Source organism: Rhizobium sp. WSM1274 (genome assembly GCF_025200775.1).
Classification (GTDB): Bacteria; Pseudomonadota; Alphaproteobacteria; order Rhizobiales; family Rhizobiaceae; genus Rhizobium; species Rhizobium leguminosarum_I.
This window is the reverse complement of sequence record NZ_CP104138.1, coordinates 1319925-1345024: the sequence shown is the minus strand read 5'-3', so window position 1 is coordinate 1345024 and position 25100 is coordinate 1319925. Positions and strand designations below refer to the sequence as shown.

22 protein-coding genes, 1 tRNA gene and 1 pseudogene are annotated in these 25100 nt (G+C 59.9%); 6 read left to right on the top strand and 18 right to left on the bottom strand.

What is annotated here, in order from left to right:
- Positions 1 to 75: 75 nt before the first annotated feature.
- The 3 genes and pseudogenes from N2600_RS06845 to N2600_RS06835 all read left to right on the top strand — a co-directional run bounded on the left by N2600_RS06845 (position 76) and on the right by N2600_RS06835 (position 3640).
- A pseudogene (locus tag N2600_RS06845) lies at positions 76 to 1979 on the top strand (putative bifunctional diguanylate cyclase/phosphodiesterase).
- A gap of 134 nt (positions 1980 to 2113) precedes the next feature.
- Positions 2114 to 2773, top strand: coding sequence for an HD domain-containing protein (locus tag N2600_RS06840; protein WP_260298494.1), 660 nt, complete (start codon positions 2114 to 2116; stop codon positions 2771 to 2773).
- Positions 2774 to 2782: 9 nt separating this feature from the next.
- Positions 2783 to 3640, top strand: a complete 858-nt coding sequence (locus tag N2600_RS06835) for an MOSC domain-containing protein (protein ID WP_260298492.1) — start codon at positions 2783 to 2785, stop codon at positions 3638 to 3640.
- Positions 3641 to 3708: 68 nt separating this feature from the next.
- On the opposite strand, the gene N2600_RS06830 is transcribed toward N2600_RS06835, so the two are convergent.
- From N2600_RS06830 to rpoZ, 12 genes are all read right to left on the bottom strand, one after another.
- Positions 3709 to 4704, bottom strand: a complete 996-nt coding sequence (locus N2600_RS06830; RefSeq protein WP_260298491.1) for an aldo/keto reductase — start codon at positions 4702 to 4704, stop codon at positions 3709 to 3711.
- Between the two features lie 101 nt (positions 4705 to 4805).
- A complete protein-coding gene (recO, locus tag N2600_RS06825) occupies positions 4806 to 5576 on the bottom strand; it encodes a DNA repair protein RecO (RefSeq protein WP_260298490.1) in 771 nt (256 codons plus the stop codon).
- A gap of 96 nt (positions 5577 to 5672) precedes the next feature.
- Positions 5673 to 6158, bottom strand: a complete 486-nt coding sequence (locus N2600_RS06820) for a hypothetical protein (RefSeq protein ID WP_260298488.1) — start codon at positions 6156 to 6158, stop codon at positions 5673 to 5675.
- A gap of 206 nt (positions 6159 to 6364) precedes the next feature.
- Positions 6365 to 7117: a Crp/Fnr family transcriptional regulator gene (locus N2600_RS06815; protein WP_260298487.1), complete on the bottom strand. Its 753-nt coding sequence runs from the start codon at positions 7115 to 7117 to the stop codon at positions 6365 to 6367.
- A gap of 72 nt (positions 7118 to 7189) precedes the next feature.
- Positions 7190 to 8131: a GTPase Era gene (gene era, locus N2600_RS06810; protein ID WP_260298486.1), complete on the bottom strand. Its 942-nt coding sequence runs from the start codon at positions 8129 to 8131 to the stop codon at positions 7190 to 7192.
- A 7-nt stretch (positions 8132 to 8138) separates the two neighbouring features.
- Positions 8139 to 8858 carry a ribonuclease III gene (gene rnc, locus N2600_RS06805; protein ID WP_017963665.1) on the bottom strand — a complete coding sequence of 240 codons (720 nt, stop codon included), beginning with the start codon at positions 8856 to 8858 and terminating at the stop codon, positions 8139 to 8141.
- Complete coding sequence (gene lepB, locus N2600_RS06800; protein WP_131702305.1) at positions 8855 to 9598, bottom strand: signal peptidase I; 744 nt, start codon at positions 9596 to 9598, stop codon at positions 8855 to 8857. The genes rnc and lepB overlap by 4 nt, the downstream gene beginning before the upstream one ends.
- Before the next feature lie 248 nt (positions 9599 to 9846).
- Positions 9847 to 10251 (bottom strand): holo-ACP synthase, encoded by a 405-nt coding sequence (acpS, locus tag N2600_RS06795; RefSeq protein ID WP_222384665.1) that lies wholly within the window; start codon positions 10249 to 10251, stop codon positions 9847 to 9849.
- A gap of 38 nt (positions 10252 to 10289) precedes the next feature.
- On the bottom strand, positions 10290 to 10880 hold the full coding sequence (locus N2600_RS06790; protein ID WP_260298485.1) for a DUF2062 domain-containing protein: 591 nt from the start codon (positions 10878 to 10880) through the stop codon (positions 10290 to 10292).
- Positions 10881 to 11041: 161 nt separating this feature from the next.
- Positions 11042 to 11191: a DUF3563 family protein gene (locus N2600_RS06785; RefSeq protein WP_003558084.1), complete on the bottom strand. Its 150-nt coding sequence runs from the start codon at positions 11189 to 11191 to the stop codon at positions 11042 to 11044.
- 184 nt (positions 11192 to 11375) lie between these two features.
- A complete protein-coding gene (locus N2600_RS06780) occupies positions 11376 to 13610 on the bottom strand; it encodes a RelA/SpoT family protein (protein ID WP_017963662.1) in 2235 nt (744 codons plus the stop codon).
- 181 nt (positions 13611 to 13791) lie between these two features.
- Entirely contained in the window at positions 13792 to 14196 is a 405-nt protein-coding gene (gene rpoZ, locus N2600_RS06775; protein WP_017959757.1) for a DNA-directed RNA polymerase subunit omega, read from the bottom strand.
- A 297-nt stretch (positions 14197 to 14493) separates the two neighbouring features.
- Between rpoZ and N2600_RS06770 the strand changes: the two genes are divergently transcribed.
- Positions 14494 to 15075 carry a LabA-like NYN domain-containing protein gene (locus N2600_RS06770; protein WP_003546927.1) on the top strand — a complete coding sequence of 194 codons (582 nt, stop codon included), beginning with the start codon at positions 14494 to 14496 and terminating at the stop codon, positions 15073 to 15075.
- Between the two features lie 118 nt (positions 15076 to 15193).
- Here the strand turns inward: N2600_RS06770 and smpB are convergent, their stop codons facing one another.
- Both smpB and dapA read right to left on the bottom strand, forming a co-directional pair.
- Positions 15194 to 15673 (bottom strand): SsrA-binding protein SmpB, encoded by a 480-nt coding sequence (smpB, locus tag N2600_RS06765; protein WP_026154084.1) that lies wholly within the window; start codon positions 15671 to 15673, stop codon positions 15194 to 15196.
- Positions 15674 to 15882: 209 nt separating this feature from the next.
- Entirely contained in the window at positions 15883 to 16767 is an 885-nt protein-coding gene (gene dapA / locus N2600_RS06760; protein WP_260298484.1) for a 4-hydroxy-tetrahydrodipicolinate synthase, read from the bottom strand.
- A 214-nt stretch (positions 16768 to 16981) separates the two neighbouring features.
- Between dapA and N2600_RS06755 the strand changes: the two genes are divergently transcribed.
- Together N2600_RS06755 and N2600_RS06750 are read left to right on the top strand one after the other, a co-directional pair.
- Positions 16982 to 19057, top strand: coding sequence for a lytic transglycosylase domain-containing protein (locus N2600_RS06755; RefSeq protein WP_260298482.1), 2076 nt, complete (start codon positions 16982 to 16984; stop codon positions 19055 to 19057).
- Positions 19058 to 19121: 64 nt separating this feature from the next.
- Positions 19122 to 20018, top strand: a complete 897-nt coding sequence (locus tag N2600_RS06750; protein ID WP_260110535.1) for an alpha/beta fold hydrolase — start codon at positions 19122 to 19124, stop codon at positions 20016 to 20018.
- 613 nt (positions 20019 to 20631) lie between these two features.
- On the opposite strand, the gene N2600_RS06745 is transcribed toward N2600_RS06750, so the two are convergent.
- From N2600_RS06745 to N2600_RS06730, 4 genes are all read right to left on the bottom strand, one after another.
- Positions 20632 to 21699, bottom strand: coding sequence for a porin (locus tag N2600_RS06745; RefSeq protein WP_260110534.1), 1068 nt, complete (start codon positions 21697 to 21699; stop codon positions 20632 to 20634).
- A gap of 566 nt (positions 21700 to 22265) precedes the next feature.
- A tRNA-Ser gene (locus N2600_RS06740) sits at positions 22266 to 22356 on the bottom strand.
- 169 nt (positions 22357 to 22525) lie between these two features.
- On the bottom strand, positions 22526 to 23743 hold the full coding sequence (locus N2600_RS06735; RefSeq protein WP_260110533.1) for an NAD(P)/FAD-dependent oxidoreductase: 1218 nt from the start codon (positions 23741 to 23743) through the stop codon (positions 22526 to 22528).
- Positions 23744 to 23928: 185 nt separating this feature from the next.
- The gene (locus N2600_RS06730) at positions 23929 to 25044 is read right to left on the bottom strand and encodes a Gfo/Idh/MocA family protein (protein WP_017963655.1); all 1116 of its coding nucleotides are present in this window, start codon (positions 25042 to 25044) and stop codon (positions 23929 to 23931) included.
- Positions 25045 to 25100 lie beyond the last annotated feature (56 nt).

The following is a 25100-nucleotide window of genomic DNA, read 5'->3' as shown; positions in this document are numbered from 1 at the left end:
CGCAGTGAGGCACGTGCATCAACTAAAGACGCTTTTGGTCATTGCGGTCGCGATTGCTGCGCAAGATGCGTGCACATGAAAGCTGAGGCGCTTTTCTGGCAGCAATGCACCCAGGCCGTCACCGACGATGGATCGATCGATGCGCAGCGCCTGATGGATTTTGTGATCGCGACCTATCGCGTCCATGAAAGCGACTATGACGAAATCGAGAGAAGCGCGGAAACGCTGCTGCGAGAAAACCATGTGCTGAGAGGCAATATATCACCCTCAGTCAGGCATTCGACGGACAGAAAAAACTCTTCGAAATCATTCTCAACAACCTGCCGCTCGGTCTCAGCGTCTTCGACGCCGAACAACGGCTGACGCTTTCCAACATCCGTTTCCGTCAGCTCTTCGACCTGACAGACGAAGATGTCACTGCCGGCGCGACAATCGCCGATCTCACGGCCAAAATGCGCGGCACTGAGAGCGCCAGCGCCAAGCTCCGCCGACGGACAGGGCGACATTCCTCCGCAACCGCAAGAAGCAGTCGTCTCCGTCGGCGCGAATGGTTGATGGACGATGGCCGCATCATCCAGAGCATGGTGACCATCCTTTCCGACGGCAGCAACATTTCCATTCATGCCGACATTACCGAGGATCGAAGGGCGGCCGAGCGTATCACCTATCTCGCCCACCACGACCCGCTGACCGGCCTTCCGAACCGCATCCATTTCCGCGAGCAGGTCGATGCGACGCTCACAGAGCGCAGGCCAGATCAGCAGATCGCCCTTGTTCACCTCAATCTCGACCGGTTCAAATCGATCAACAACACGATGGGCGTGTCGGTCGGCGACAAGATCCTGCAGCAGGTCACCGAGCGCATCCGCGCCTCCGCCGGTTCGGAAAACACCCTGGCGCGCCTCGGCTCGGACGAATTCGCCATCTTGCAGGCGGGCAAGCAGCAGGCGTGGAACGTGACGGCGCTTGTCGAACGGATCCGCCGTGAGCTTTCCGAACCATTCCTCCACGGCGAAAAACGGGTGGAGCTCAGCGTTTCCATGGGCATCGCAATCGCCCCTGATGATGGCGAGGAAACCGATATCCTGCTGAAGAATGCCGGCGTGGCGCTGTCACATGCCAAGGCCGACGGGCGCAAACAAGAGCGTTTCTTCGCCAGCGAGATGGAAGCGCAGATGCAACTGCGCCACGCGCTGGAGGCGGACCTCAGAGCAGCCGTAGGGAACGAGGAATTCGAGCTGCATTACCAGCCGCTTTATGACCTCTCGCAGCGGCGCATTTGCGGCTTCGAAGCTTTGATCCGCTGGGACCACCCGGTTCGAGGCCGCGTTCTGCCGATGGATTTCATTCCGCTTGCCGAAGAAGTCGGCCTCATCGTCGATATCGACCGTTGGGTTTTGCGCCGGGCCTGCAACGATGCAGCGCAATGGCCGCAGGACATCAAGGTCGCCGTCAACGTTTCGGCAATCCAATTCAGCAGCAGCGACCTGACGCGAGATGTCGGCGAGGCGCTTGCCGCCTCCGCGCTGTCGCCGTCGCGGCTTGAACTCGAAATCACCGAGAGCGTGTTGATGGAAAATCTGAGCGAAGTGCTGCCGATCCTGCATGCGCTGAAGGAGCGCGGCATCCGCATCTCGATGGACGATTTCGGAACCGGCTATTCCTCATGGAGTTACCTCTCGAGCTTCCCCTTCGACAAGATCAAGATCGATAAATCCTTCGTCAACGACATCGTCGACAATAGGGAAGCGCATGCGATCATGCACGCGATCATCCTGCTTGGCGATGCGCTCGGCATGCGCGTCACCGTCGAGGGCGTCGAGACGGCCGCGCAGCTGGCGCTGCTCAAATGCGAGGAATGCGACGAGATCCAGGGCTATCACATCAGTCCGCCGAGACCGGCGCATGACGTGCCTCATCTTCTCTCCCTGTCGCCGAAGAACGGCGGCATGATGCGTCTAACTGAAGCCAAGCACTGAGATCCCCCTCGATTGCGACTCGCACGGCAAGCCGTTACAAAATCGTCTGCGATTCCGAGATCTGGTTATCGCATCCTTTACCGCACGCATTCCATTCCGCGCCGATGCCCTATCGGCGGAAAATGATCTTCCGCATGACAGGTGGCGCTATGTTCGCGGCTGAAGCCTTCTCCCCACACGAAACGCTTGCCGCGGCGTTGATTGCGCATGCGGCCGACGGCGACGACGGCTCGCACGACCTTGCCCATATCCTGCGCGTCTTCAGGAATGCCATGCGCATCCATGAGGGAGAAGGCGGCGACGGGCGGGTGCTTGCCGCTTCCGTGCTGCTGCACGACTGCGTCGCCGTCGAGAAGAATTCGCCGCTGCGGGCAAAAGCATCGGCTTTGGCGGCGCAGAAGGCTTCGGCGATCCTGGCGAAACTCGGCTGGAGCGCCACGGATATCGAAGCCGTGGCACACGCAATCACCGCGCACAGTTTCTCGGCCGGGGTGGCGCCGCAGACGCTGGAGGCGAAGATCCTGCAGGATGCCGACCGGCTGGATGCGATCGGCATGATCGGCGTCGCCCGCTGCTTCTATATTGCCGGCCGACTGGGATCTGGGCTCTACGATCCGATCGATCCCGCGGCGGCAGACCGCCCGCTCGATGACAAGCGTTATACCATTGACCATTTCCAGACGAAGCTGTTCAAACTGGCGGAAGGATTCCAGACCGAGACCGGCCGCAGGCTGGCGGCTGCGCGTGACAAAAGCTTGCGCGACTTCCTCTCGGCCTTCATGGATGAGATCTAGGAGCATAACATGCGTGTCAGCGACCTCTTCATCTACCCGCTCAAGAGCGCCCGCGGCATTGCGCTGCCGGCCGCCGACATCGACGCCTATGGGCTTCCCGGCGACCGGCGGGCGATGATCACCGATGCGCAGGGTCACTTCATCACCCAACGCGAACTGCCAGATCTCGCACGCATCGAGGTGCGACCGGAGGCAAGCGCCTTTCGGCTGCTGATGCAGGGGAAAGCGGACATATCGGTAGCAGCGCCTCAGCCTGAAACCCGCATGGATGTGATCGTGTGGAAATCCGCCGTCAGCGCCGCCGCCGCCGATCCAGAGAGCAACCGGCAGCTTTCCGAATGGCTTGGTCGCGAGGTGCGCCTAGTCTTTTTCGACGGCCAGGCGCGGCGGACGGCGAATGCCGAATGGGCCGGCAAAGGCACGCCCGTCACCTTTACCGACGGCTATCAGATCCTGGTGACGACGACGGGGTCGCTCACGGCATTGAATGCCGACCTCGCCGCCCATGGCGAAGGCAGTGTCGGCATGGAACGCTTCCGTCCGAACATCGTCATCGATACCGACGAAGCCTGGCCAGAGGACCGCTGGGCGGCGATCGAGATCGCCGGTATCCGCTTCGATCTCGTCAAACCCTGCTCCCGCTGCATCATGACGACGCAGGACCAGATGACCGGTTCACGCGAGGGACCAAACCCGATGCCGGCCATGGGCCGCATCCGCATGTCGGCCGACCGGCGCGTGCCCGGCCCGCTCTTCGGCTGGAATGTCACGCCACGCGGCGGTGGCAGGATCACGATCGGTGACACCGTCAGCATCATTGAAGAGAGGCCGGAAGGCTGGGCGCTCAAGCGTCGCGTCGCGGCATAAAAACAATTCCAGGAAAAGTGCGAAGCGGTTTTCCGTCCGGAATTGCGTAAAAACAAAGAGTTAGAGCGTCACACGCGCCCGAGTGCGGTGTCGATGCCTGCCATGACATCGGCCGGCAGGGGTCCCTTCTCCAGCGCGCCGGCATTTTCCTCCACCTGGGCGACGGTGCGGAAACCCGGGATGGGAAGGGTGCGCGGCGAGCGTGCCCAGAGCCAGGCAAGCGCGCCCTGCGTCAGCGTGCGGCCGCCTGATGTCAGGAGATCGCGGACGGCATCGAGCCTTGCCGCGAATTCCGGGGCCATGCGTCCATCCTTGAAATAGACCATCCAGTCGAGCGCAGCACCGCGGACATCCTTGGCGCCCACTGCCTTGTCAGCGGTGAACTTGCCGGTCAGCAGACCCATGGCCAGCGGACCGCGATTGATAGAGATAAGCCCCTTCCCCTCGATCACCGCGATCATCTCCGGCACCGGTTCGAAGACGTTCATCGTATGCTGGACCGAGACGTAGCCTGGGCGGCCGGTATGACGGGCGGCGCGATCGGGAAAATCGGTGCTCCAGCCGAACGCGTCGATCTTGCCTTCGGCGCGCAGCGCCTCCAGCGTATCGAAGACGGCATCCGATTGATCCAGCCGAAAATCATTGAGATGGAACTGCAGGAGATCGAGACGATCGCGCTTGAGGCGGCGCAACGAGGTCTCGACCGAACGGCGGATGAAGGCCTCATCGGCGAAGGCGCCGGTTGCCTGCTTGGTTTCCGGATCGGTGGCGAAGCCGAACTTGGTGGCGACGACGATATCGTCGCGATTGCCGATCGCCCGGCCGAGCACTTCCTCCGAGTGGCCGGCGCCGTAGTTCGAGGCCGTATCGAAGAAGCGGATGCCGCGTTCGATGGCACGGTTGATCGCTTCCACGGATTCATCGTCGTCGACATCGCCCCAGCCGAGCGGGGTGTCGCCGGCGAAGAAGGGACCGCCGATCGCCCAGCATCCCATGCCGAGGCGCGGAATTTTGCGGCCGTTCCAGAGCGTGATCGTCGTCGGTGATGCGGTCTTGGTCAGCATGAGGTCCTCCTTGATTGGCAATCCTGTGAAGACATAGGAAGCGCGCATGGGCAGGTAAACCGCCAAATCTGGAGGATGTTTTGCACCCGCAAAAAACGAGGTCAGGCTGAAATACCTTTCGGGCCGGAAAGCGTCCGCAAGGCTGGATTAAGCGCCTTGAGCGCCGCCTGAACGAAGCCGTCGCGGGCCGCTGCGGCCTCGATGCCGCGCGGCTCGTAGACATGGCGATGCAGAAAGAACCCTGTCAGACGGAATGCGGCTGAAAGACTATCGAAGTCGGCCGCATGATTGCCTTCGACGCTGAGGAACGGCGGCAGGAGCAGCATTTTGTCCGCCCAGGGCGCACCCGCCGCGCGGCTGACGGCGCGGCCGGATTTCGGCGAGACATAGACGAGATCGGAACGGACACCGGTCGCGGCGCATTCGGCAAGATCGAGGCCGAAGCCGAGATCATTCAGCACCGCAAGCTCGAAACGCACGAAGAGTTCGCCGGCATCGGCCGGGTTGTGCAAGTGATCGAGGATGACCTCCAGCGCATCGAAGAGGTGCGGATGCGGGTCACGCTCCGGCAGCAGCCGCAGCAGCGCGCCCATCGCCTGGACACCGTAGACGGCGGTCGCGGTTTCCATCAGGCGGGCGGCGCGCAGCGTCACCGGCTCGACGCGGAATTCGCCGAGATGCTCATCAAGCCGGGCACGCCAGATGACCTCGACGGCATTCCCCGCCTGCAGCACCGGCTGCATGGCGCGCGAGCGGCCGGAACGCACCAGGCCGAGATGGCGGCCGCGATCACGCGTCATCACCTCGGCAATGACACTCGTCTCGCCGTGGCGCTTGACGCCCAGAATGATCGCCTGATCCTGCCATTGCATCGAAAGAAGTCCCTGCGGCTGACGAATCCATCTTAATCCAAGGCCCGGTTTCTGTCATGGACCACTTCTGTCATGGACCACCTGTCATGGATGGGGTCAGGCTACAGTCGGGAAAAGCCTCTGCAGGAATTCACGCATCGCCGTTTCGTCGAAAGGTTTCACCAGAAGCGGTATGTGCTGCAGGTCGGACGGGAAATCGCCAGTATCGGAATAGCCGCTGACGAAGCCGAAGGGGATGCCGAGATCGACAAGATGGCGGGCAAATCCGAAGCTCATGCCCTCGCCGAGATTGACGTCGAGGAGGGCGAAATCATATTTCTCCGCAGCGATGGCAGCCCTCGCCTGGTCCAAACTGCCGACGATATCGATGCTCTCGACGCCTGCCAGGCGCAAAATATCTTCCGCCTCCATCGCGATGATCAGACTGTCTTCAAGAACCAGAACACGGATTGCGCTCATGATTCGATGCCCCTCGTCGGGCACCTGTCGCAGCGCCCCGGCCATTTCGCCAACATCATTGCCCTCCGGTGCCCCGCATGGCACGCTATCGGTGAATTCCGCCACCTTTTCTGAATAAACCATTTTTTTGCCCGGTCGATAAGAATCAAAATCGGAGGAAAGATGTCGACTGACCTTATTTTCCCTGCTGCTAATCTGCATTTAAAAAAGACATAACCAGACCGCTTGGCTAAAGCATGTCGGGCAAAACTGTGCAGCGGTCTTGCGACAACATGCGTAAAACAAAGACCTGAAGCGCCAGGAGCGAATCTGAAAGATCGCGACGCGCTTTAGATGAACGGGCGTTTGCCCTCTCCAAGCCCTTCCCAGCTGGCGATGACCATCAATTCCTCGCCGTTCAGCACCTCGCAGCCGCGCTCTTGCCAGCGGATCAACCCACGTTCGCTGAGCTTTTTCAAGGTTTTGTTGGTGTGAACGATGGAGAGACCGAGCGTGTCGGCAATGTGCTGCTGGGTGATGGGGATAAATTTGCGGCCGTTGAAAATATTGAGCTTCCGGCCGCGCTCAAACAGGAAAGCGATCAGGTAGGCTGCTCTTTCCAGCGCCGTGCGGCGGCCGATGCTCAAGAGATGCTCATCCAGGATGCGCTCCTCGCGCGCGGCGATCCAGGTAATGTCGAAGGCGAGCGAGGCGTGCTTGTTGTAGAGCGTCATCAGCCTGTCTCGTTCGAAGACACAGAGCGAAACGGGTGAAAGCGCTTCGACGGAATGCTGCATCTCGCCGCCGATGGTTCCCTGCAGCCCGATCAGATCGCCCGGCATGATATAGTTCAGAATCTGGCGACGCCCGTCCTCCAGCATCTTGTAGCGGAAGCCCCAGCCAGAGAGCACCGTGAAGAGATGAGCGCTATGGGCTCCCTCGACGAGAATGGTGGAGCCGGCATCGACGGCAAGCTCACCCCTTTTGAAGCTCGAGACGAATTCCAGCTCGTCGCGGCTGAACTCCCTGAAATGCGGCAGCGGCCGCAAAGGACATAGCTCGCATGGGGTTTTGAACGAATTGATGGGTCTCGACGTCGCCATACGTGCCCTTGCCGTCGCAAAACCGGCGCGCCAGCAGGGGCCAGCGTCTACCCGATGACATCCTTGCCATGCTTATTTCGGGAAATCGAGACCCATTTCGCGGAACCGCTCGGGATCATCACCCCAATTCTCGCGAACCTTGACGAACAGAAAGAGATGGACAGGCTGTTCGAGGATCTCCGACAATTCCTTGCGGGAAGCAGTCGAGATCGCCTTGATGGTTTCACCACCCTTGCCGAGCGCGATCTTCTTCTGGCTGTCGCGCTCAAGATAGATCACCTGCTCGATCCGCACCGAGCCGTCCTTGCGCTCTTCCCACTTCTCCGTTTCGACATGCGAGGCGTAGGGAAGCTCCTGATGCAGGCGCAGAAACAGCTTCTCGCGGGTGATCTCGGCGGCGAGCTGGCGCATCGGCAGATCGGAGATCTGGTCTTCCGGATAATACCACGGCCCCTCCGGGAGCGTTTTCGCCAGATAGTCCATGACGTCGTCGCAGCCGGAGCCGTTTTCGGCGGAGACCATGAAAGTGCGCTCGAAAGCGATCTTCTCGTTGGCGGCGGCGGCCAGTGCCAGCAGATCCTCACGGTTGACGCGGTCGATCTTGTTGAGCAGCAGGATCTTCGGCTGCCGGACTTCCTTGAGGCCTTCGAGGATGGCTTCGGCATCGCCGCGCAGGCCGCGCTCGCTGTCGATCAGCAGCACGATCAGATCGGCATCTCTCGCACCTCCCCAGGCCGAGGTCACCATGGCACGGTCAAGCCGGCGGCGCGGCTTGAAGATACCAGGCGTATCCATGAAGACGATCTGGGCATTGTCGTGGATCGCGATGCCGCGAACGATGGCCCGCGTCGTCTGCACCTTATGGCTGACGATCGAGACCTTGGTGCCGACGAGGCGGTTCACCAGAGTCGACTTGCCGGCATTGGTCGCCCCGATCAGCGCGACGAAGCCCGAATGCGTCGGACCATTGGTTTCTGCGGCAGCTTCGGCCGCGATATCTTCTTCTTGTGTCATTGTCCCGTCAGTTTCCGGCAGGCGATTGCTGCCAAATGCCTTCGCGCTCAAGCATCTTCGTTGCCGCGACCTGTTCGGCGGCACGCTTCGACCGCTCTACGCCGGTTTCGGGCTTAATGCCAGCAACTTCCACCGTCACCTTGAAGCGCGGATCATGATCCGGTCCGCTGCGTTCATCAACCCGGTAGATTGGCGTGACGCCGAATTTCGCGTGCGACCATTCCTGCAGCTCAGTCTTGGCGTCGCGCTTGGCGCCGTCGGCCCGCACCGCCCTGCCCTGCCAGTAACGCAGAATGAACCGGCGGGCAACTTCGAGGCCGCCGTCGAGATAGATCGCGGCGATCAGGCTTTCGACGACGTCGGCGCGCACGTTCATCATGCGCTTGCCGGTCAATTTCTTCACATCGGCGCCGGTGCGGATATAGAGGTGAAGATTGAGCTCGTCGGCGACCGCCGCACAGGTTTCAGCACTGACGAGCTGGTTGAGGCGAACCGAGAGCTCGCCTTCTCCCGCCGTGCCGAAAGTGCGGAACAGAAGCTCGGCGATGCAGAGCCCGAGGACCCTGTCGCCGAGGAATTCCAGCCGTTCGTAATTGCTGCCCTTTTCCGTGCGGGCGCTGGCATGGGTCAGCGCGCGATCCAGGCGTTCCTTATCAGCGAAGTCATGACCGATCAGGCCTTCAAGCTTTGCGCGTTCCGCCGCAGAAAGCGTCTGCGCCTTACTCATTCAACAACCTTGAAGAGGCGGTCCCAACGCATGTTCGTCGGCCACTTCCAGATTTCGCGGAAGGAGGTATCGTTGCCGAGCGAGAAGAAGATGACGCTGGCGCGGCCGACAAGATTTTCCGCAGGCACGAAGCCGACGTCAAAGCGGCTGTCGAGCGAGTTGTCGCGGTTATCGCCCATCATGAAATAGTGGCCTTCCGGCACGATGAACTCGCGGGTATTGTCGCCGCGCGATACCGGAGACTGATCAAGCGTGTCATAGGTCTTGCCGTTGTCGAGCGTTTCGCGGAACACCGGCACATCTGCACCCGGATCAAGCTTGTAATCCGAGGTGAAGCTGCCGTCCGCCACCTTCGGAACCGGCTTGCCGTTAACGTAGAGCACGCCGTCGGTAACCTGGATATGGTCACCCGGCAGGCCGATGCAGCGCTTGATGTAATCGATCTCAGGGTTTGGCGGGAAGCGGAAGACGACGATGTCGCCACGCTTCGGATCGGCGCCGAACAGGCGGCCGCTGAAGACGTCAGGCGAGAAGGGCAGCGAATATTTCGAATAGCCGTAAGCGAACTTGTTGACGAAGATGTAGTCGCCGACGAGCAGCGTCGGCATCATCGAACCGGAGGGAATGGTAAAGGGCTGGAACAGCACCGTACGGATCACCATCGCCAAAATCAGCGCCTGGATGATGACTTTGATATTTTCCCAGAGGGCATTCGGCTTGGCTTCGACTTTTTCGGACACGCAGTCTTATTCCTTCAAGACGCCGCGGCGGCGCAGTTCTTTCTGTCGTTCTCTCTAGAGCATGATGCCGAAAAGTGTGAGCGGTTTTCGGACGACATCATGCTCTAATTCTTTAATCTAGAACAGGATTCAGATTTTAGGCCGATTGGCCTGAAATCATCCTGTTCTAGCGGCTTCGGTCGGTTGCGGCAATGGCGACAACACCAAAAGCGACGAGAGGTCGCGATCAACAGCTCCCGAGGTCGCGATCACAGGCTCTCGGGCAACGCCTCGATAATGACGAAGGCCTGCGCCAAGGGATAATCATCCGTTATTGTCAAATGAATGGCGGGCCTGTGGCCCGCGGGCAGCAGCGATTCGAGGATCAGGGCGGCGGCACCTGATAATACCATGGTCGGCTTGCCGCTCGGCAGGTTGACGACGCCCATGTCCTTCCAGAAGACGCCCTGCGCTATGCCGGTGCCGAGCGCCTTGGAACAGGCCTCCTTGGCGGCGAAACGCTTGGCATAAGATTCGGCACGGTTTGCCCGGCGGTCGGAACGCGCGCGCTCGATCTCGGTAAAGCAGCGATGGGTGAAGCGCTCGCCAAAGCGCTCGATGGATTTCTCGACACGGCGAATGTCGATCAAATCGCTGCCAATGCCGATGATCATGCCGGAACCTTCCGTCCCTTAAGAATTCTTGATCAGGTTCATACGCTCGGCATATCGCCGGCCGGACTGGCAAGACGCAGGCGCGCCCGCTCCATCAGCCGTATGTGGCGGCGCGTCTGAAAACCCTTCACGGTGTAGAACGTCAGCGCATAGAGCGCAACGGAGGTGACGGCCGCCGGCGGAATGGCGCCAACCAGCATCGGCTCCAGCACGGGCTTCCACAGCTCAGCGAAGTTCAGCTTGTGAAAAAGGGCAGCGAGATCCACCGTCTGACCGGCCAGATGATCCTCGCGGTTCAACAGCAAATGCCCGATTTCCCAGGTGATGCCCCAGATGAAGGGATAGGTCAGCGGATTGCCGAAAGCGGCGCAACCGAGGGCGGCGGCCACCATGCTGCCGGAGAGGAAATAGGTGATGACGAAAGCCATGACAAAATGCACGCCGATGAAAGGCGTCCACGAGACGAAGACACCCGCAGCGACGCCGGCGGCAACCGCATGCGGCGAAGCGCTCAGGCGCAGGATGCGCATTGTCAGGTAACGGATCGGGCGAAGGAAACCTTTGCGAGGCCATAAAAGCTCCCGCATCTTTTCCTTGAATCCCGCAGGCTTGCGACGGCGAAACAACATGGCCGGTATTTAGTGCAGCGCACACCACCATGACAAGAGCGGCAAATGATACCGCTCAAAAAACCACCCCTCATTTCTCTCTGCGAAGAGGAGCTTCTTCATGCCGAGGGGCGCCCGTTATGCATAACGTCCCTCACTCGTCTCAAGTATAAAGTTCGGTATCAGCGATTGCGGAACAGACCGCGGTCGACCTGGCGCTGACGAAACTCGAGATCAATACGATCGAGCGAGCCGTTCAAATAAGCCATCTCACGTTCCTGTGTGGTCGGAGCGCGGAAGGCACGTGCGAATTTCTTGATAGGGTCAAACATTATCTTGTCTCATCTTCTGTTTACGTTTCGATGACCGGAAGATAGGCCCGAAAGAGGTTAATTACCACCGCCGCAACATGGACGCAGCCATGCACTCAACGCATCTCTTGCCCCGTTGATGCGCCGCTCCGATTATAAAATGTGCAATTTTTCGGCCAACCCTCTGGGGCGGCTTAACAAAAGCTTACTCGTAGAGGCGCCGGACCGTGGCGATACAATCCAGTTCCTTCATCTGGGCGAGCAACTGGTTGAGCTGACGCAGGTCCCAGACCTCGACCTCGATCATCATTTCGGTGAAATCGGCGGCTACCCGCACCGTATTCAGCAAGCGGATATTGACGTCGAGGCCTGCAACCGTCTGGGCGACCTTGGCAAGCGTACCGGGTTCATTCAACCCATTCACCATGATGCGCGCCATGAAACGCGACTTGTTGGCTTCGTCGAGGTCCCAGCGCACGTCAATCCAGCGGTCGGGCTGATCGTCGAAGCGCTGCAGGCTCGGCGACTGGATCGGATAGATGGTGATACCCTTGCCCTGATCCATGATGCCGACGATGCGATCGCCAGGCACGGCGCCGGTCGGCGCGAACTTGACGTCGACATTGCCGGACAGGCCGCGGATCGGGCCGATATCGGCGTCGGCGTCGATTTCCGAATGGCCGCCGTCGTGCCCTGTCTTGGTCTTGCCGGGGATCTTGAAGATCATGCCGGCGGCGCTGCGGACGTTGAACCAGCCGTCATCGCCCGACGGCTTCACGGTGACGCGCTCATCTTGATGATCGGGATAGACGGCGCGCAACACGTCGAGCGAGGACATCTCGCCGCGGCCGACGGCAGCGATCGCATCCTCGACATCCTTCTGGCCGAGACGGGGCAGCGCCGGCTTCATCGCCTCGCGCGAGAAGATCTTGCCGGCCCTGTTGAAGGTGCGCTCGAGAATGCGGTGGCCGAGGCCGGCATATTGCTTGCGGATCGCCATGCGGGTGGCGCGGCGGATGGCGGCGCGCGCCTTGCCGGTCACGACGATCTCCTCCCAAGCAGCGGGCGGAACCTGCACGCCGGAGCGGATGATCTCGACCTCGTCGCCATTTGCAAGCCGCGTCACCAACGGCATGATACGGCCGTTGATCTTGGCGCCCACCGTGGTGTCGCCGATATTGGTGTGCACTGCATAAGCGAAATCGATCGGGGTGGCACCGCGCGGCAGGGCAATCAACTTGCCCTTCGGCGTGAAGCAGAAAACCTGGTCCTGGAAGAGCTCGAGCTTGGTGTGTTCGAGGAACTCTTCCGGGCTGTCGCCCTCGGCCAGGGCCTCGATCGTATGACGCAGCCAAGAATAGGCATTGGATTCGCGGGACAGGATGTCGCCATCGGCATTGGTGGCGCCGTCTTTATAGAGCGTGTGGGCGGCGATGCCGAATTCGGCGATTTCGTGCATGCGCTTGGTGCGGATCTGCAGTTCGATACGCTGGCTGGAGGGGCCGACGATGGTGGTGTGCAGCGAACGGTAATCGTTCTGCTTCGGCGTCGAGATATAGTCCTTGAAGCGGCCGGGCACGACGCGCCAGCGCGTGTGGACGATGCCGAGCGCCCGGTAACAGGACGGGATGTCCTCGACGATCAGGCGGAAGCCGTAGACATCGGAAAGCTGCTCGAAGGAAAGCGACTTCGACTGCATCTTGCGGAAGACCGAATAGGGCTTCTTTTGCCGGCCCGTGACATAGGCGCTCGTCAGGCCGCTTGCGACCAGAAGGTCGCGCAGTTCGGCCTCGATCTTCTTGACGATGCCTTCGTTGCGCTTCGAAAGCTCTTCCAGCCTTTTGGTGACGGTCTCGTAGGCTTCCGGGTTCATATGGCGGAAGGAGAGTTCCTCGAGTTCCTCGCGCATGTCCTGCATGCCCATGCGGCCGGCGAGCGGCGCATAGATTTCCATCGTCTCCTCGGAGATGCGGGCACGCTTGTCGGCCGACATGTGATCGAGGGTACGCATATTGTGCAGGCGATCGGCAAGCTTGACGAGCAGCACGCGCACATCGTCTGATATGGCGAGCAGCAGCTTGCGCAGGTTTTCCGCCTGCTTGGCCTTTTTGGTGACGAGATCGAGCTTCTTGATCTTCGTCAGACCCTCGACCAGCCGGCCGATATCCTCGCCGAACAGCTCGTCGATCTCGGCGCGCGTCGCCGTCGTATCCTCGATCGTATCGTGCAGAAGGGCGACCGCGATCGTCGATTCATCGAGATGCATGTCGGTGAGAATCGCAGCGACCTCGAGCGGATGGGAAATATAGGGATCGCCGCTCGCGCGCTTTTGCTGGCCATGCTTCTGCATGGCATAGACATAGGCTTTGTTCAGCAGTGCTTCATTGGCATCGGGCTTGTATTGCTGAACCCGCTCCACGAGCTCGTACTGCCGCATCATTCCGAAGCCACTCCGATAAAAATAAAAGCGCGCCAATCAACGATTGGCGCACACATGGGCAATAATATGCCTAAGCAATAAAGGTGCAAGATTGACGATTGGTAATCGTCGCTCTTTTGCGCCGCATGCCGCTTTTTCAGGTCGCATCTGACCGATGCGACCGGAGGTCCCGCCTGCGCGCTTAGTAGTCGTCGCTCTTTTCCGGCGGCACGAGGCCTTCGATGCCGGCAAGCAGCTCTTCTTCCGACATCTGGTCGAAAGTGATCGTCTCCGGCACGTCGTCCTGCTCTTCGCTGTCGGCCGCAGTGGCACCGCCGGCGGCGATCATGCTTGCCGGATCGGGCTCGGGCTCGTCGACTTCGACATGCTTCTGCAGCGAATGGATCAGATCTTCCTTGAGGTCGTCGGGCGAAAGCGTCTCGTCGGCGATTTCGCGCAGGGCCACCACAGGATTCTTGTCGTTGTCGCGATCGATGGTGATCGAGGCACCCTGGGAAATCAGCCGGGCGCGGTGGCTGGCGAGCAGAACCAGCTCGAAGCGGTTCTCCACCTTGTCGATGCAATCTTCAACTGTGACACGGGCCATTGCCTGTCCTTTACGGTCGTCATTTCGGGATTAACACGCCCGATACAATTAAAACCGGGCAAATACAAGTTTTTCATTCCGCCTCCCCTCGCCTTTATTCGTGGCTGAGCTAAATTTCCATGGAGAATGTCATAATTCCACCGAAGGTTGCTTGGAATATGTCGAATCGTGCCCTAAATCTTTCATATATGAATAATTCATAAAGTAAGGATCAGGTCGAAATTGAAACACAACATATTGTTTTTATTGAGGTTTGTTGCCTTCTGATTTCGATTGCTCTCATTGGATTGGTAAGCGATGTTTGACCCACGCGAGAAAATTGCACTCTTCATTGACGGCGCCAACCTCTACGCTGCATCCAAGAGCCTCGGCTTTGACATAGATTACCGCAAGCTCCTGAAAGCATTCCAGAAGCGCGGATATCTGCTGCGTGCCTATTATTATACCGCGCTGATCGAGGATCAGGAATATTCATCGATCCGGCCGCTGATCGACTGGCTCGACTATAACGGCTACAAAGTCGTCACCAAGCCTGCCAAGGAATTCACGGATTCCATGGGTCGCCGAAAGATCAAGGGCAACATGGACATCGAGCTTGCGATCGACGCCATGGAACAGTCCGAAACGGTCGATCACCTCGTCATCTTCTCGGGCGACGGCGACTTCACGAACCTGGTCGAGGCATTGCAGCGCAGAGGCCGCAAGGTCTCGGTGATCTCAACCATGGCGACGCAGCCGCCGATGATCGCCGACGACTTGCGCCGTCAGGCCGATCATTTTATCGACCTCTTGTCTCTGAAGGCTGAAATCGGTCGCGATCCCTCGGAGCGGGCGCCACGCCCGGCCGAAGTCGCCCCGGCCAGCGATTTCGAGGACTAAGCGGGTTTTACACTTCGAAGCCGATCGGCTCGTTAAAGCGCGGCCGGCTTCTGGCGCCGTTCGAAACAAGTGATGAAAACCTGGCGGATGGCGACCATTGCCAGCCATCGTCATACTGTCAGCCTCTATCCTTCAGCAGGCGGCTCTTCTGCCGATTCCAATCGCGTTCCTTCTCCGACTCGCGCTTGTCGTGCAATTTCTTACCCTTGGCGAGCGCCAGTTCCATCTTCGCCCGACCACGGTCGTTGAAATAGATCTTCAGCGGGATCAGCGTCATGCCTTCGCGGTTGATGGCGGAGCGCAGGCGATGGATTTCACGGCCCGACAACAGCAGCTTGCGGCGCCGGCGCGGTTCGTGATTGAAGCGGTTGGCCTGCAGATATTCCGGCAGGTAGGAATTGATCAGCCAGATCTCACCGCCCTCATCCGAGGCGTAGGATTCGGCGATATTGGCCTTGCCTTCGCGCAGCGACTTGACCTCCGTGCCCATCAGCACGAGGCCGGCCTCGTAGGTATCGATGATCTCGTAGTTGAAGCGGGCCTTGCGGTTTTCCGCCACAACCTTGTTCACTACACGCTGGCTGCCTTTGGGGGCCATGACGATATTCCAATTGCTTCCGAGCATGATGCCGAAAAGTGTGAGCGGTTTTCGGGTGCCATCATGCTCTATTTCTTTGATGTACGTCTGGATGGCTTTAGGCCGGTCCAGCCTAAAATCATTCGGAACTAGGGCGCGAAAAGCCGCGCCCTCATTCCTTGCCCTTTATGTAAGGGAGAGACCCTGTCTTGTGAAGAAGGCCGGTCTCGTCAGTTCAACAGGCCGGCATGGCGCATGGCGGCGTCGATGGCCGATTCCGTTGCCGGTTCCAGCGTCGAAAGCAGCGGCGAGCGGACGTTACGGCTCATCCGGCCAAGCCTGGAGAGCCCGTATTTGGCGCCGCAAAGACCCGGCTCAAGGAAAATCGCCTTGTGCAACGGCATCAGCCGATCCTGATATTCCAAGGCGCGGGCATAATCGCCTGCCAGTGTCGCCGCCTGGAAATCGGCGCAGAGGCGTGGGGCGACATTGGCCGTTACCGAAATACAGCCGACACCGCCATGGGCGTTGAAGCCCAGCGCCGTCGCATCCTCGCCAGACAGTTGCCGGAAATCCGTCCCGCAGGTGATGCGCTGTTCCGAAACGCGCTCGATCTTGCCCGTCGCATCCTTGACGCCAACGATATTCCTGTGCGCCTTGGCGAGCGCACCCATCGTTTCCGGCGTCATATCGACCACCGAGCGGCCGGGGATGTTATAGATATAGATCGGCAGATCGACGGCATCGGCGATGGCCGAAAAATGCGCGATCAAACCCTTCTGCGTCGGCTTGTTGTAATAGGGAGTGACGACCAGAACGGCGTTCGCACCGACCTTTTCGGCATGCTGGGCAAGCTCGATCGCCTCCCGCGTATTGTTCGAGCCGGCGCCAGCCATGATGGGAACGCGTTTTGCGGCAACCTCGATGCAGAGTTCCACGACCCGTTTGTGTTCGGCATGCGACAGCGTCGGGGATTCGCCCGTCGTGCCGACCGGAACGAGACCACCGCTGCCTTCCTTGATCTGCCAGTCGACATGAGCGGCGAAGCTGTCTTCGTCGATCAGTCCGGCATCGGTGAAGGGGGTGACGAGGGCGGGAATGGACCCATTGAACATGCAAAGCTCCTCACGACCAAATCCTTGCTTCGGCCGCATTCCATGAATAAGAGTTGCGCACCATAGAGCGCCGAAATCATCGCGACAAGCGCGTAGAGTTCGGTTTAGGGCAAATTCCGATAGCAGATGTGAACGAATTTTACCTGGTACGGTAAGGTTTCGTTAAGATGCCTCTAGCCTAATGGCAGGGCGTGTTTTCGTTGCGAGATCCCGGATGAAGAAAGCTGTCCTGATTCTGTCCGCCTTCGGCTTCATTGCCGCTGCGTGGGGCAGCGTTGCGTCGCCGCTTCCCGGCGAGAGCCCTTCGATGCCTGAGGTCAAGCCGCTCGGCTTCATTCCCGAGACATCCATACCGGAATCGATCACAACGGGTGCCATTCCGCACAACCCGGCAATCGCGCCTGTCAACGGCGACCTGAAAGCCGGCCTCGATGCGCTTTCCGACAAGGACCCGCAGCTGGCGCTTTCGATCCGCGACGGCATGCGCGACGCTACGCTCGACCGCCATATCCTCACCTGGGCGATTGCCGTTTCCGGATTGAAGGGCGTTCCCTCCTATGAAATCGCCAGTGCCGCGCAGGAGCTCAAGGGCTGGCCGGGCGTTTCGCGGCTGCGCGCCTATTCCGAGCGCGCGCTCTATGACGAAAATCCCGCCCCTCCCGCCATACTTGCCGCCTTCGGAGATACCGCGCCTGAGACGATGCAGGGTGCGGTCGTCCTCGGCCGGGCGCTGGTTGCATCAGGCGGCCAAGCGCAAGCGGCAAAATACATCCGCAAGGTTTGGCGTGGAGAGGCTCTCGACAAGGCGACCGAGGACAAGATCCTCATCGAGTTTTCCGCGCTGTTGACACCCGCCGACCACAAGGCGCGGATGGACTATCTGATGTATCGCGGCCGGGTGGCACAGGCCAAGCGCTTCGGAGACATGGGCCAGGCGCAATCGCTCTACAAGGCCTGGGCTGCGGTCGACGCCAAAGCGGCCAATGCCGGCGCTTTGCTCAACGGAGTCGATGCGAAGTGGCGCACCGATGCCGGCCTGCTGTTTGCGCGGATCGAATATCTACGCAAGCAGGACAAATATGCCGAGGCGGCAGGACTTCTGGAGCAAATGCCGCCGGAGCGCAGCGAACTCGTCAACTCCGGCGAATGGTGGAACGAGCAACGCATCGTCAGCCGTGGTCTCGTCGACCAGGGACAATTCAAGCCTGCCTATCGCATCGTCGCAAACTACGCCGCAACGAGCCCGACGGATATCGTCGAGGCTGAATTCCATGCCGGATGGTACGCGCTTCGCGGCCTGCAGGACCCGGCAACGGCGGAAAGACATTTCCGCAAGATCCTCGAGACATCGAACGGGCCGATCTCGGTTTCACGCGCCTGGTACTGGCTGGGACGGGCAGCCGAAGCCGGCGGCCCCGGAAAATCCAGCGAATTCTATACAAAGGCCGCGGATTTTCCCGGCACCTTCTATGGCCAGCTCGCGGCCGAAAGGCTGGGGCGAAAGACGCTTAATGTCACCTATCCGTCGCCGAGCACTGCCGACCGGCAACGCTTCCAGGCACGCGAAGCCGTGCAGGCAATCACCCGGCTGGAGGCCGCCGGCCATGGGTGGCGGGCCGATATTCTCTATCTCGCGCTTGCCGATCAGTTGCAGAGCCCGGGTGAACTGGCTGTCCTCGCGGCACAGGCAGAGCAATCCGGCGATCATCATCTTTCGCTGCAGATTGGCAAGATCGCTTATGGACGCGGCATCGATGTCGCGGCGCTCGCCTTTCCGGTCGGCGTTATCCCGGCGAGCGCCAATATATCAGGCTCCGGCAAGGCGCTCGCCTATGCCATCGCCCGGCAAGAAAGCGCCTTCAATCCGGCCGCCGTATCGGCGGCCAATGCACGCGGACTGCTGCAGCTTCTGCCGGGAACAGCCCAGGCGGTGGCAAAGCGCCACAACATCGCCTATTCGAAGGACAAGCTGACGGCCGATGCCGGTTATAACGCCACACTCGGTGCGCACTATCTCGGCGAGCAAATCGACGCCTTCGGCGGTTCCTATATCCTCACCTTCATTGCCTACAATGCTGGGCCGAAGCGGGTACCGGAATGGATCGGCCGTTACGGCGATCCGCGCGGTAGGCCGATCGACGAAATCGTCGACTGGATCGAGCGCATCCCCTTCCCCGAAACGCGCAACTATGTGCAGCGGGTGATGGAGAATTACGAGGTCTACAAAGCCCGTCTCGGACAGCCGACCGACATCGAGCGCGACCTTGTCGGCGGACGCAGCGCCTCCTGAAGCCGTTTGGCGCGGCTCGAAAAGCAAGCTACATCTGCGGGATCAACAACTCTCGAGGGATGCGATGCCGGACACGGATGCAAGTGGTTTCCAGGAACGATTTTACGCGTCTTCGGATGGGCTGAAGCTTTATGCCCGCGACTATCGGCCCGGCGAGGTGGCAACCGCGGGACGACTGCCGATCGTCTGCCTGCCCGGCCTGACCCGCAATACGCGGGATTTTCATCCGCTTGCGCTGCTTCTTTCCCGCGACACGACGGCGCCACGCAGGGTGATTGCACTCGATTCGCGCGGGCGGGGAAATTCGGCTTGGGACGAGAACAAGGCGAACTACAATCTCGCCATCGAGGCCGGCGACGTCATTGCCGCTTGCACGACACTCGGCATCGAGCGGGCGATCTTCATCGGCACGTCGCGGGGCGGGCTGATCCTGCATCTGATCGCAGCGACGAGACCGGATCTTCTCGAAGCCGTCATCCTCAACGATATCGGGCCGGTGCTCGAGGCTGAGGGTCTGGCGCGGATCCGCGACTACCTCAACAGCGGCAGGAAGCCGGGGGACTGGAACGAGGCGGCCGTTATACTGAAGGAAAATCATGGCGCGTCATTTACCGCGCTTGCAGAAGAAGATTGGCACGAGATGGCGCTTGCCCTTTGTCGGGATATCGATGGAAGGCCTGTTGCCGATTACGATCCAGCGATTGCGGAGGCGCTGAAATCGATCGATTTCAGCCAGCCGCTGCCTGATCTCTGGGAGCAATTCGAAAGCCTGGGCCGGTTGCCGCTCATGCTGATCCGCGGTGAAAACACTTCGCTGCTTTCACTGGAAAGCGCAGGCGAAATGGCGCGGCGGCATTCGGGGTTGATCCGACATACTGCCGAAGGGCAAGGACATGCCCCGCTCCTGCATCTTGATAACATCCCCACAGCAATACGAGCTTTTCTCGCCGCCTGCCGGTAACCTCATCGAAACCGGTCAGCGGGCACAATGTGCCATTCGTCCAATCGGCATAGGGGGAGCCTCGGCGGATTTGATTTCTCGCTGCCGTGGCCCTTCGGGCTTCACCCTACCTGCCAGATCGGCGAGCTTCGCTGGCGCGACCATCTGAGACCGTTCAAATCGGATAACCAGCGGCTCTCCCTTCCACTCCTTCGGCCCTTCGTTCGCGCGCCAGTGCGCTCCCTACTACGGCCTCTGCTGACTTCTCGCTCCGGCTCGACACCGTCGCCCTTTCAGGCATGAGGCGAGATCTCCCCAGGTAAGAACGCACTCCTTCCCTGCACGACCGCCGGATTTACGCCACCGCCCCTTGGTCACAAGAGCTTTGCGGTTCATTGCCCGCTCGCCCTGGTCGGCACCGCCTCATATCCGGTTCTTGTTCATCGGCCCGCAGTTTCGATTCACGCTTCCTCCCCACGGTCGGTCGCCCTTCCGCAGTTGCGCTTCTCTTCGCTCGCTATGACCAGCTTACGATGAGACTTCCACCCACAAGAGTGCGCCCATGCTGGGCGCACCAATACAAAAAGCCCGGCTCGAGAGCCGGGCTTTCCTGACTGACCGAAGTCAGATCAAATTAGAACGAACGCTGCAGACGGAAGTAGCCCGTCGTGGTGTCGTCGCCGTCTTCCGGATCGAGCCACTGAACCGAAGCCTTGGCGTAGAAGTTGTCGACGATCTGGTAATCAACCGTCAGACCAGCCTTCCAAGCATCGCCGAGACCGTCGAAGTTTTCCGGAACTTCCGTGCCACCGCCGAAGTAGTTGCCGTAGTACTGAACGCCCGGGGTGATTTTGAGCTTGTCGGTTGCCTTGATAGCGTATTCGGCAGCGATAGCCCATTCAGCCGAGGAGTAGTACGAGTTCGGGCCGGAAGAGTATACGCCGGCGAGGCCGAGCGTGCCGGGACCGATGTCAACCGTACCCATTGCACGGATAGCGCCGTCTTCGTTGTCGACGTCCCAGCCGCCAGTGACCTGGTAGCTGAACGCACCAGCCTTGCCGCCAACGCCGAAGGCAACGCCGACATTGTTCGGACCATCGTCCGCAGTAAAGACGGTGGTGCCGGGAATGACGCCGGGAGCAAAGGTACCCTGGTAAACGCCGTCTTCCAGTTCATCGACGCTGAGGCCGGCGTAGAAGGTGCCGCTTTCATACTGATAGCGGATCGAGTTGTGCAGCGTTACGACCGAACCGATGTCGTCGGTTTCGCCAGAGAGACCATCGTCCCACCAGCTGTAGAACAGACCGGCGCGGAAGCCCGCGACGTCGAGGTAAGCGGAGTCGAGGATGGCTTCCTGATCGGTGGCATTGTCAGCATTGAACTGCATGACGATGACGCCGGTCAGCGGACCATATTCGGTGTCGCTCTTGGCCGTGAACTGAACCTGACCGCGGGTGACGGCATCCCAATCCGAATCGCCGCCGACATCTTCGCCAACGTTGACCTGGAAACGGATGTAGCCTTCGATCTTGAGGCAGGTTTCGGTGCCCGGGATGTAGAAGTAGCCGGTGCCGTAAGCGTCGCAGACGCGAACATATTCAACCGGTTCCGGCTCGGCAGCAACGATAGCGTCAGCAGCCTGAGCACCGGAAACTACTGCGAGAGCAGCAGCGGAGCCGAGAAGAAGGCTCTTGATGTTCATAAATGACCTCCAATTCAAAGTTTCGATCGGGTTTGGGATCTTTCGCTGAGCAGCGTTCCCTGCCCCATCCCCGTGTTTCAAGAAGTGGACGATCAGTCGCCCTTGCTTCCGACGCTGAAAATACAAGACGCAGGCCGTCGCGCAATCACCAACTTGCTCGGATGGGGGATTTGAGGGAGCCTTCCCGACATTCTGTTGCTGAAAGGACACAAGTCGGGCAGCCAGCCTCGATTTCCTTTATGTTTTGTTAAGAAACCCTGATTTTGCGGAGGCTTAGGTCCGGTCAACAAAGAATTGGACATGCGCTTTGCGACACATTCGTGACACTTTTTTGACAAAATGCAGCTCTTGCGGGGGATTCGTGATTACAGGAAGCGTAACCGAACGTGGACGGATCCAGCTTTCGCCACTTGCCGGGCGTGAGCGCGGGAACTGATTCCCGCAGACGATTCTCTCACTCGATGCAGAGAGATTTTTCTCGTTCGTCCGGCCAAAGGCATAGTCGACCAAGCGAACATGATTCCCTGCCGGAAATTAAAGATCGACGCATGCTCAGGAAATCAGAATGGCGGAGAAGATGGGATTCGAACCCACGATACGCTTTTGACGTATACTCCCTTAGCAGGGGAGCGCCTTCGACCACTCGGCCACCTCTCCGGTGCGGCCTAACTATGGCGACCGGTCTGGGATTGCAAGGGTTTTTTGAGCTTTCACCAGAAGAAATGCAGCGAGCGGCAATTCGGCTGGTTGCGCAAACAGACCTCGCCACCTGCCGAGATCCGCGGAGTTTGATCGCGCTTCGTTCTCTTCGATGAAGAGGCCGATCTCAGACGAGCAGGCTCTTAAGGTCAGCAGAAGGGTCGGCGAGAATCGATTTGTCGGGGTTAGTCCCGGATTCCAGCAGTTTTTTGCCGGTCACATAGGCTTTCGCGTCGTTGATGGCATCGACGGCGATCAGCATGCCTTCCCTGAAGTACCAAACCGAATGGGCGCCTTCACGGGTGCCGGGACGCAGCAACGTCTCGTCATAACCGAGATTGAAGCCGGCAATCTGCAGCTTGACGTCATACTGGTCGGACCAGAACCACGGCTTCGGCGCATAAGGCTCATTGCCGCCGGCGATGACGGCTGCCGCTGCTTCGGCCTGGTCGACGGCGTTCTGCACCGATTCGAGCCTGATGCGGCCGCCCTGCCAGGGAAGTGCGGCGCAATCGCCGGCCGCAAAGATCGCCGGATCGGAGGTGCGGGCGAATTCATCGACGACAATGCCGTTGGCGACTTCGAGGCCGGCTTCCTTGGCAAGCTGGTCGTTCGGCGCGACGCCGATGCCGACGACGGCGAAATCGAGGTCGATGACCGATCCGTCGGAAAGTGCGGCGCCGGTGACGCGGCCATCCTTGCCGATCAAATGCTTGAGCCCTGTTTTCTCGCGGATCACCACCTCATGTGTCTCGTGGATCGCGCGCATGATGTCGGCCGTCTCCTTCGCCGCGACGCGCTGCAGGATGCGGTCGGCCATCTCGATGACGGTGACTTCCAGGCCGCGATGGCGGGCAACGGCCGCCGCCTCGAGACCGATATAACCGCCGCCGATGATGAGGACGCGGCGACCGGGACGCATCTCGTCGGCAAGCAGGTCGGCATCGCGCTTGTCGCGGGCGACATAGACGCCTTCGAGATCGCCGCCGATCGCGGCCGGCAGCCGGCGCGGCGTCGAACCGGTGGTCAGCGCCAGCGTGCCGTAATCGAGAACAGAGCCGTCCTGCAGCAGGACCTGCTTGCTGTCCGGTTTGATCTGCTCGGCCCAGGTTGAACGGCGAAGATCGACGTCATTGTCTGCATACCAGTGCTCGGCGCGGAACAGCAGGCGGTCGAAGGCCATTTCACCGAGCAGGTATTTCTTTGACAGTGGCGGACGCTGATAGGGAGCTACGTCCTCGGCGCCGAGGAGGGTGATCGGGCGCGCATCCTTCAACGCACGCAGCTTGGCCGCCAATGCGAAACCGGCCTGTCCAGCGCCGATGATCACCAGTCTATCCGTCACGATCTCACTCCTGAAGCTGCGCCCGACACCCACGCCAAGGCCTGTCCTGTAAAGCGCCGCGCATCTTTCAGACACGCAAAGGACGCTGTCGCATTTTGAGTTTCTGCATAATCCCTGAAATCGATCCCGATTTCAGGGATTATGCAGTAGCCCGTGCGCCGTCAACGGAAAGCGGCCTCTTACATTCAGCCGATCTCGATCCAGCGGCGCTCGTGGAAGGACTGTGCCATGGCATGCACCGACTTCTCTATCCTGAGACCGTCTTCGAATGTCACGATCGACGACGGCTCGCCTGATATTGCCCGGATCAGCTCGCGGCATTCGATGATCTTCAGATCGTTGAAGCCGAGGCCGTGGCCTGGTGCCGGAATGAACCGATCATAAGGCCGATGGGCAGGTGCCGCCAGTATCTTGCGGAAGCCCTGTTCGGAGCCGCGGCCGTCGGCCTGATAGAGTTCGAATTCGTTCATGCGCTCCTGGTCGTAGACGATCGAGCCTTTCGAGCCGAAAATCTGCAGGGCGATGCGGCCCTTACGGCCCCAGGCGGCGCGATTCGCCATCAACACGGCGGAAATGCCGCCGCCAAGCCGCATCAGCACGTTGGCGCCATCGTGGTTTTCGACGGCACGGCGGCCACCCTCGCTCAGCGGGCGGTCGGCATAGGGTTTTACCATATCCGTTATGACGGCCTCGACATGGCCGAAGAGATACCAGAGCAGTGACAGCGGGTGGACGGCGAAGTCGTCGAGCGCGCCGTAGCCGGCGGAAAGCTCGCTCTTCCAATAAAAAAAGACATCGGCATCGGCCATGAAATCCTCATCCATCTCGACGCGGATATGATTGACCGTGCCGATGGCGCCTTCGCCAATCAGCGTCCTGATATGCCGCATGACGGGATTCTGAATATAATTATAGCCAAGGGCGGCAACCTTGCCCGATCGCTTCGCCGTTTCCAGCATGCGCTCGGCATCGGCATAGGCCGGCGCCATTGGTTTTTCGCACCAGACATGCTTGCCGGCCTCGATGGCTGCAATCGCCATCTCGGGGTGAAACTGATTGGGCGTGGTGACGGAGACCACGTCGACCTCGGGGTCGGCGATCAGCGCCCGCCAGTCGGCCGTCGCCTTCTCGAAACCGAATTCACCGGCACGAGTCTTAGCAAGCTCGGCATTGGCTTCCGCGAGATGCACAAGACGCGGACGCTCGACATCGCCGAACACCGTCTTTACCGCATTCCACGCCAGCGCATGGCACTTGCCCATATAACCAGTGCCGATCAAACCGATGCCGAGTGGCTTCATTTCCGTCTCCTCCAGAGCTGTGCGCGGATTTTTGGAATATTTGGATCATTTTGACA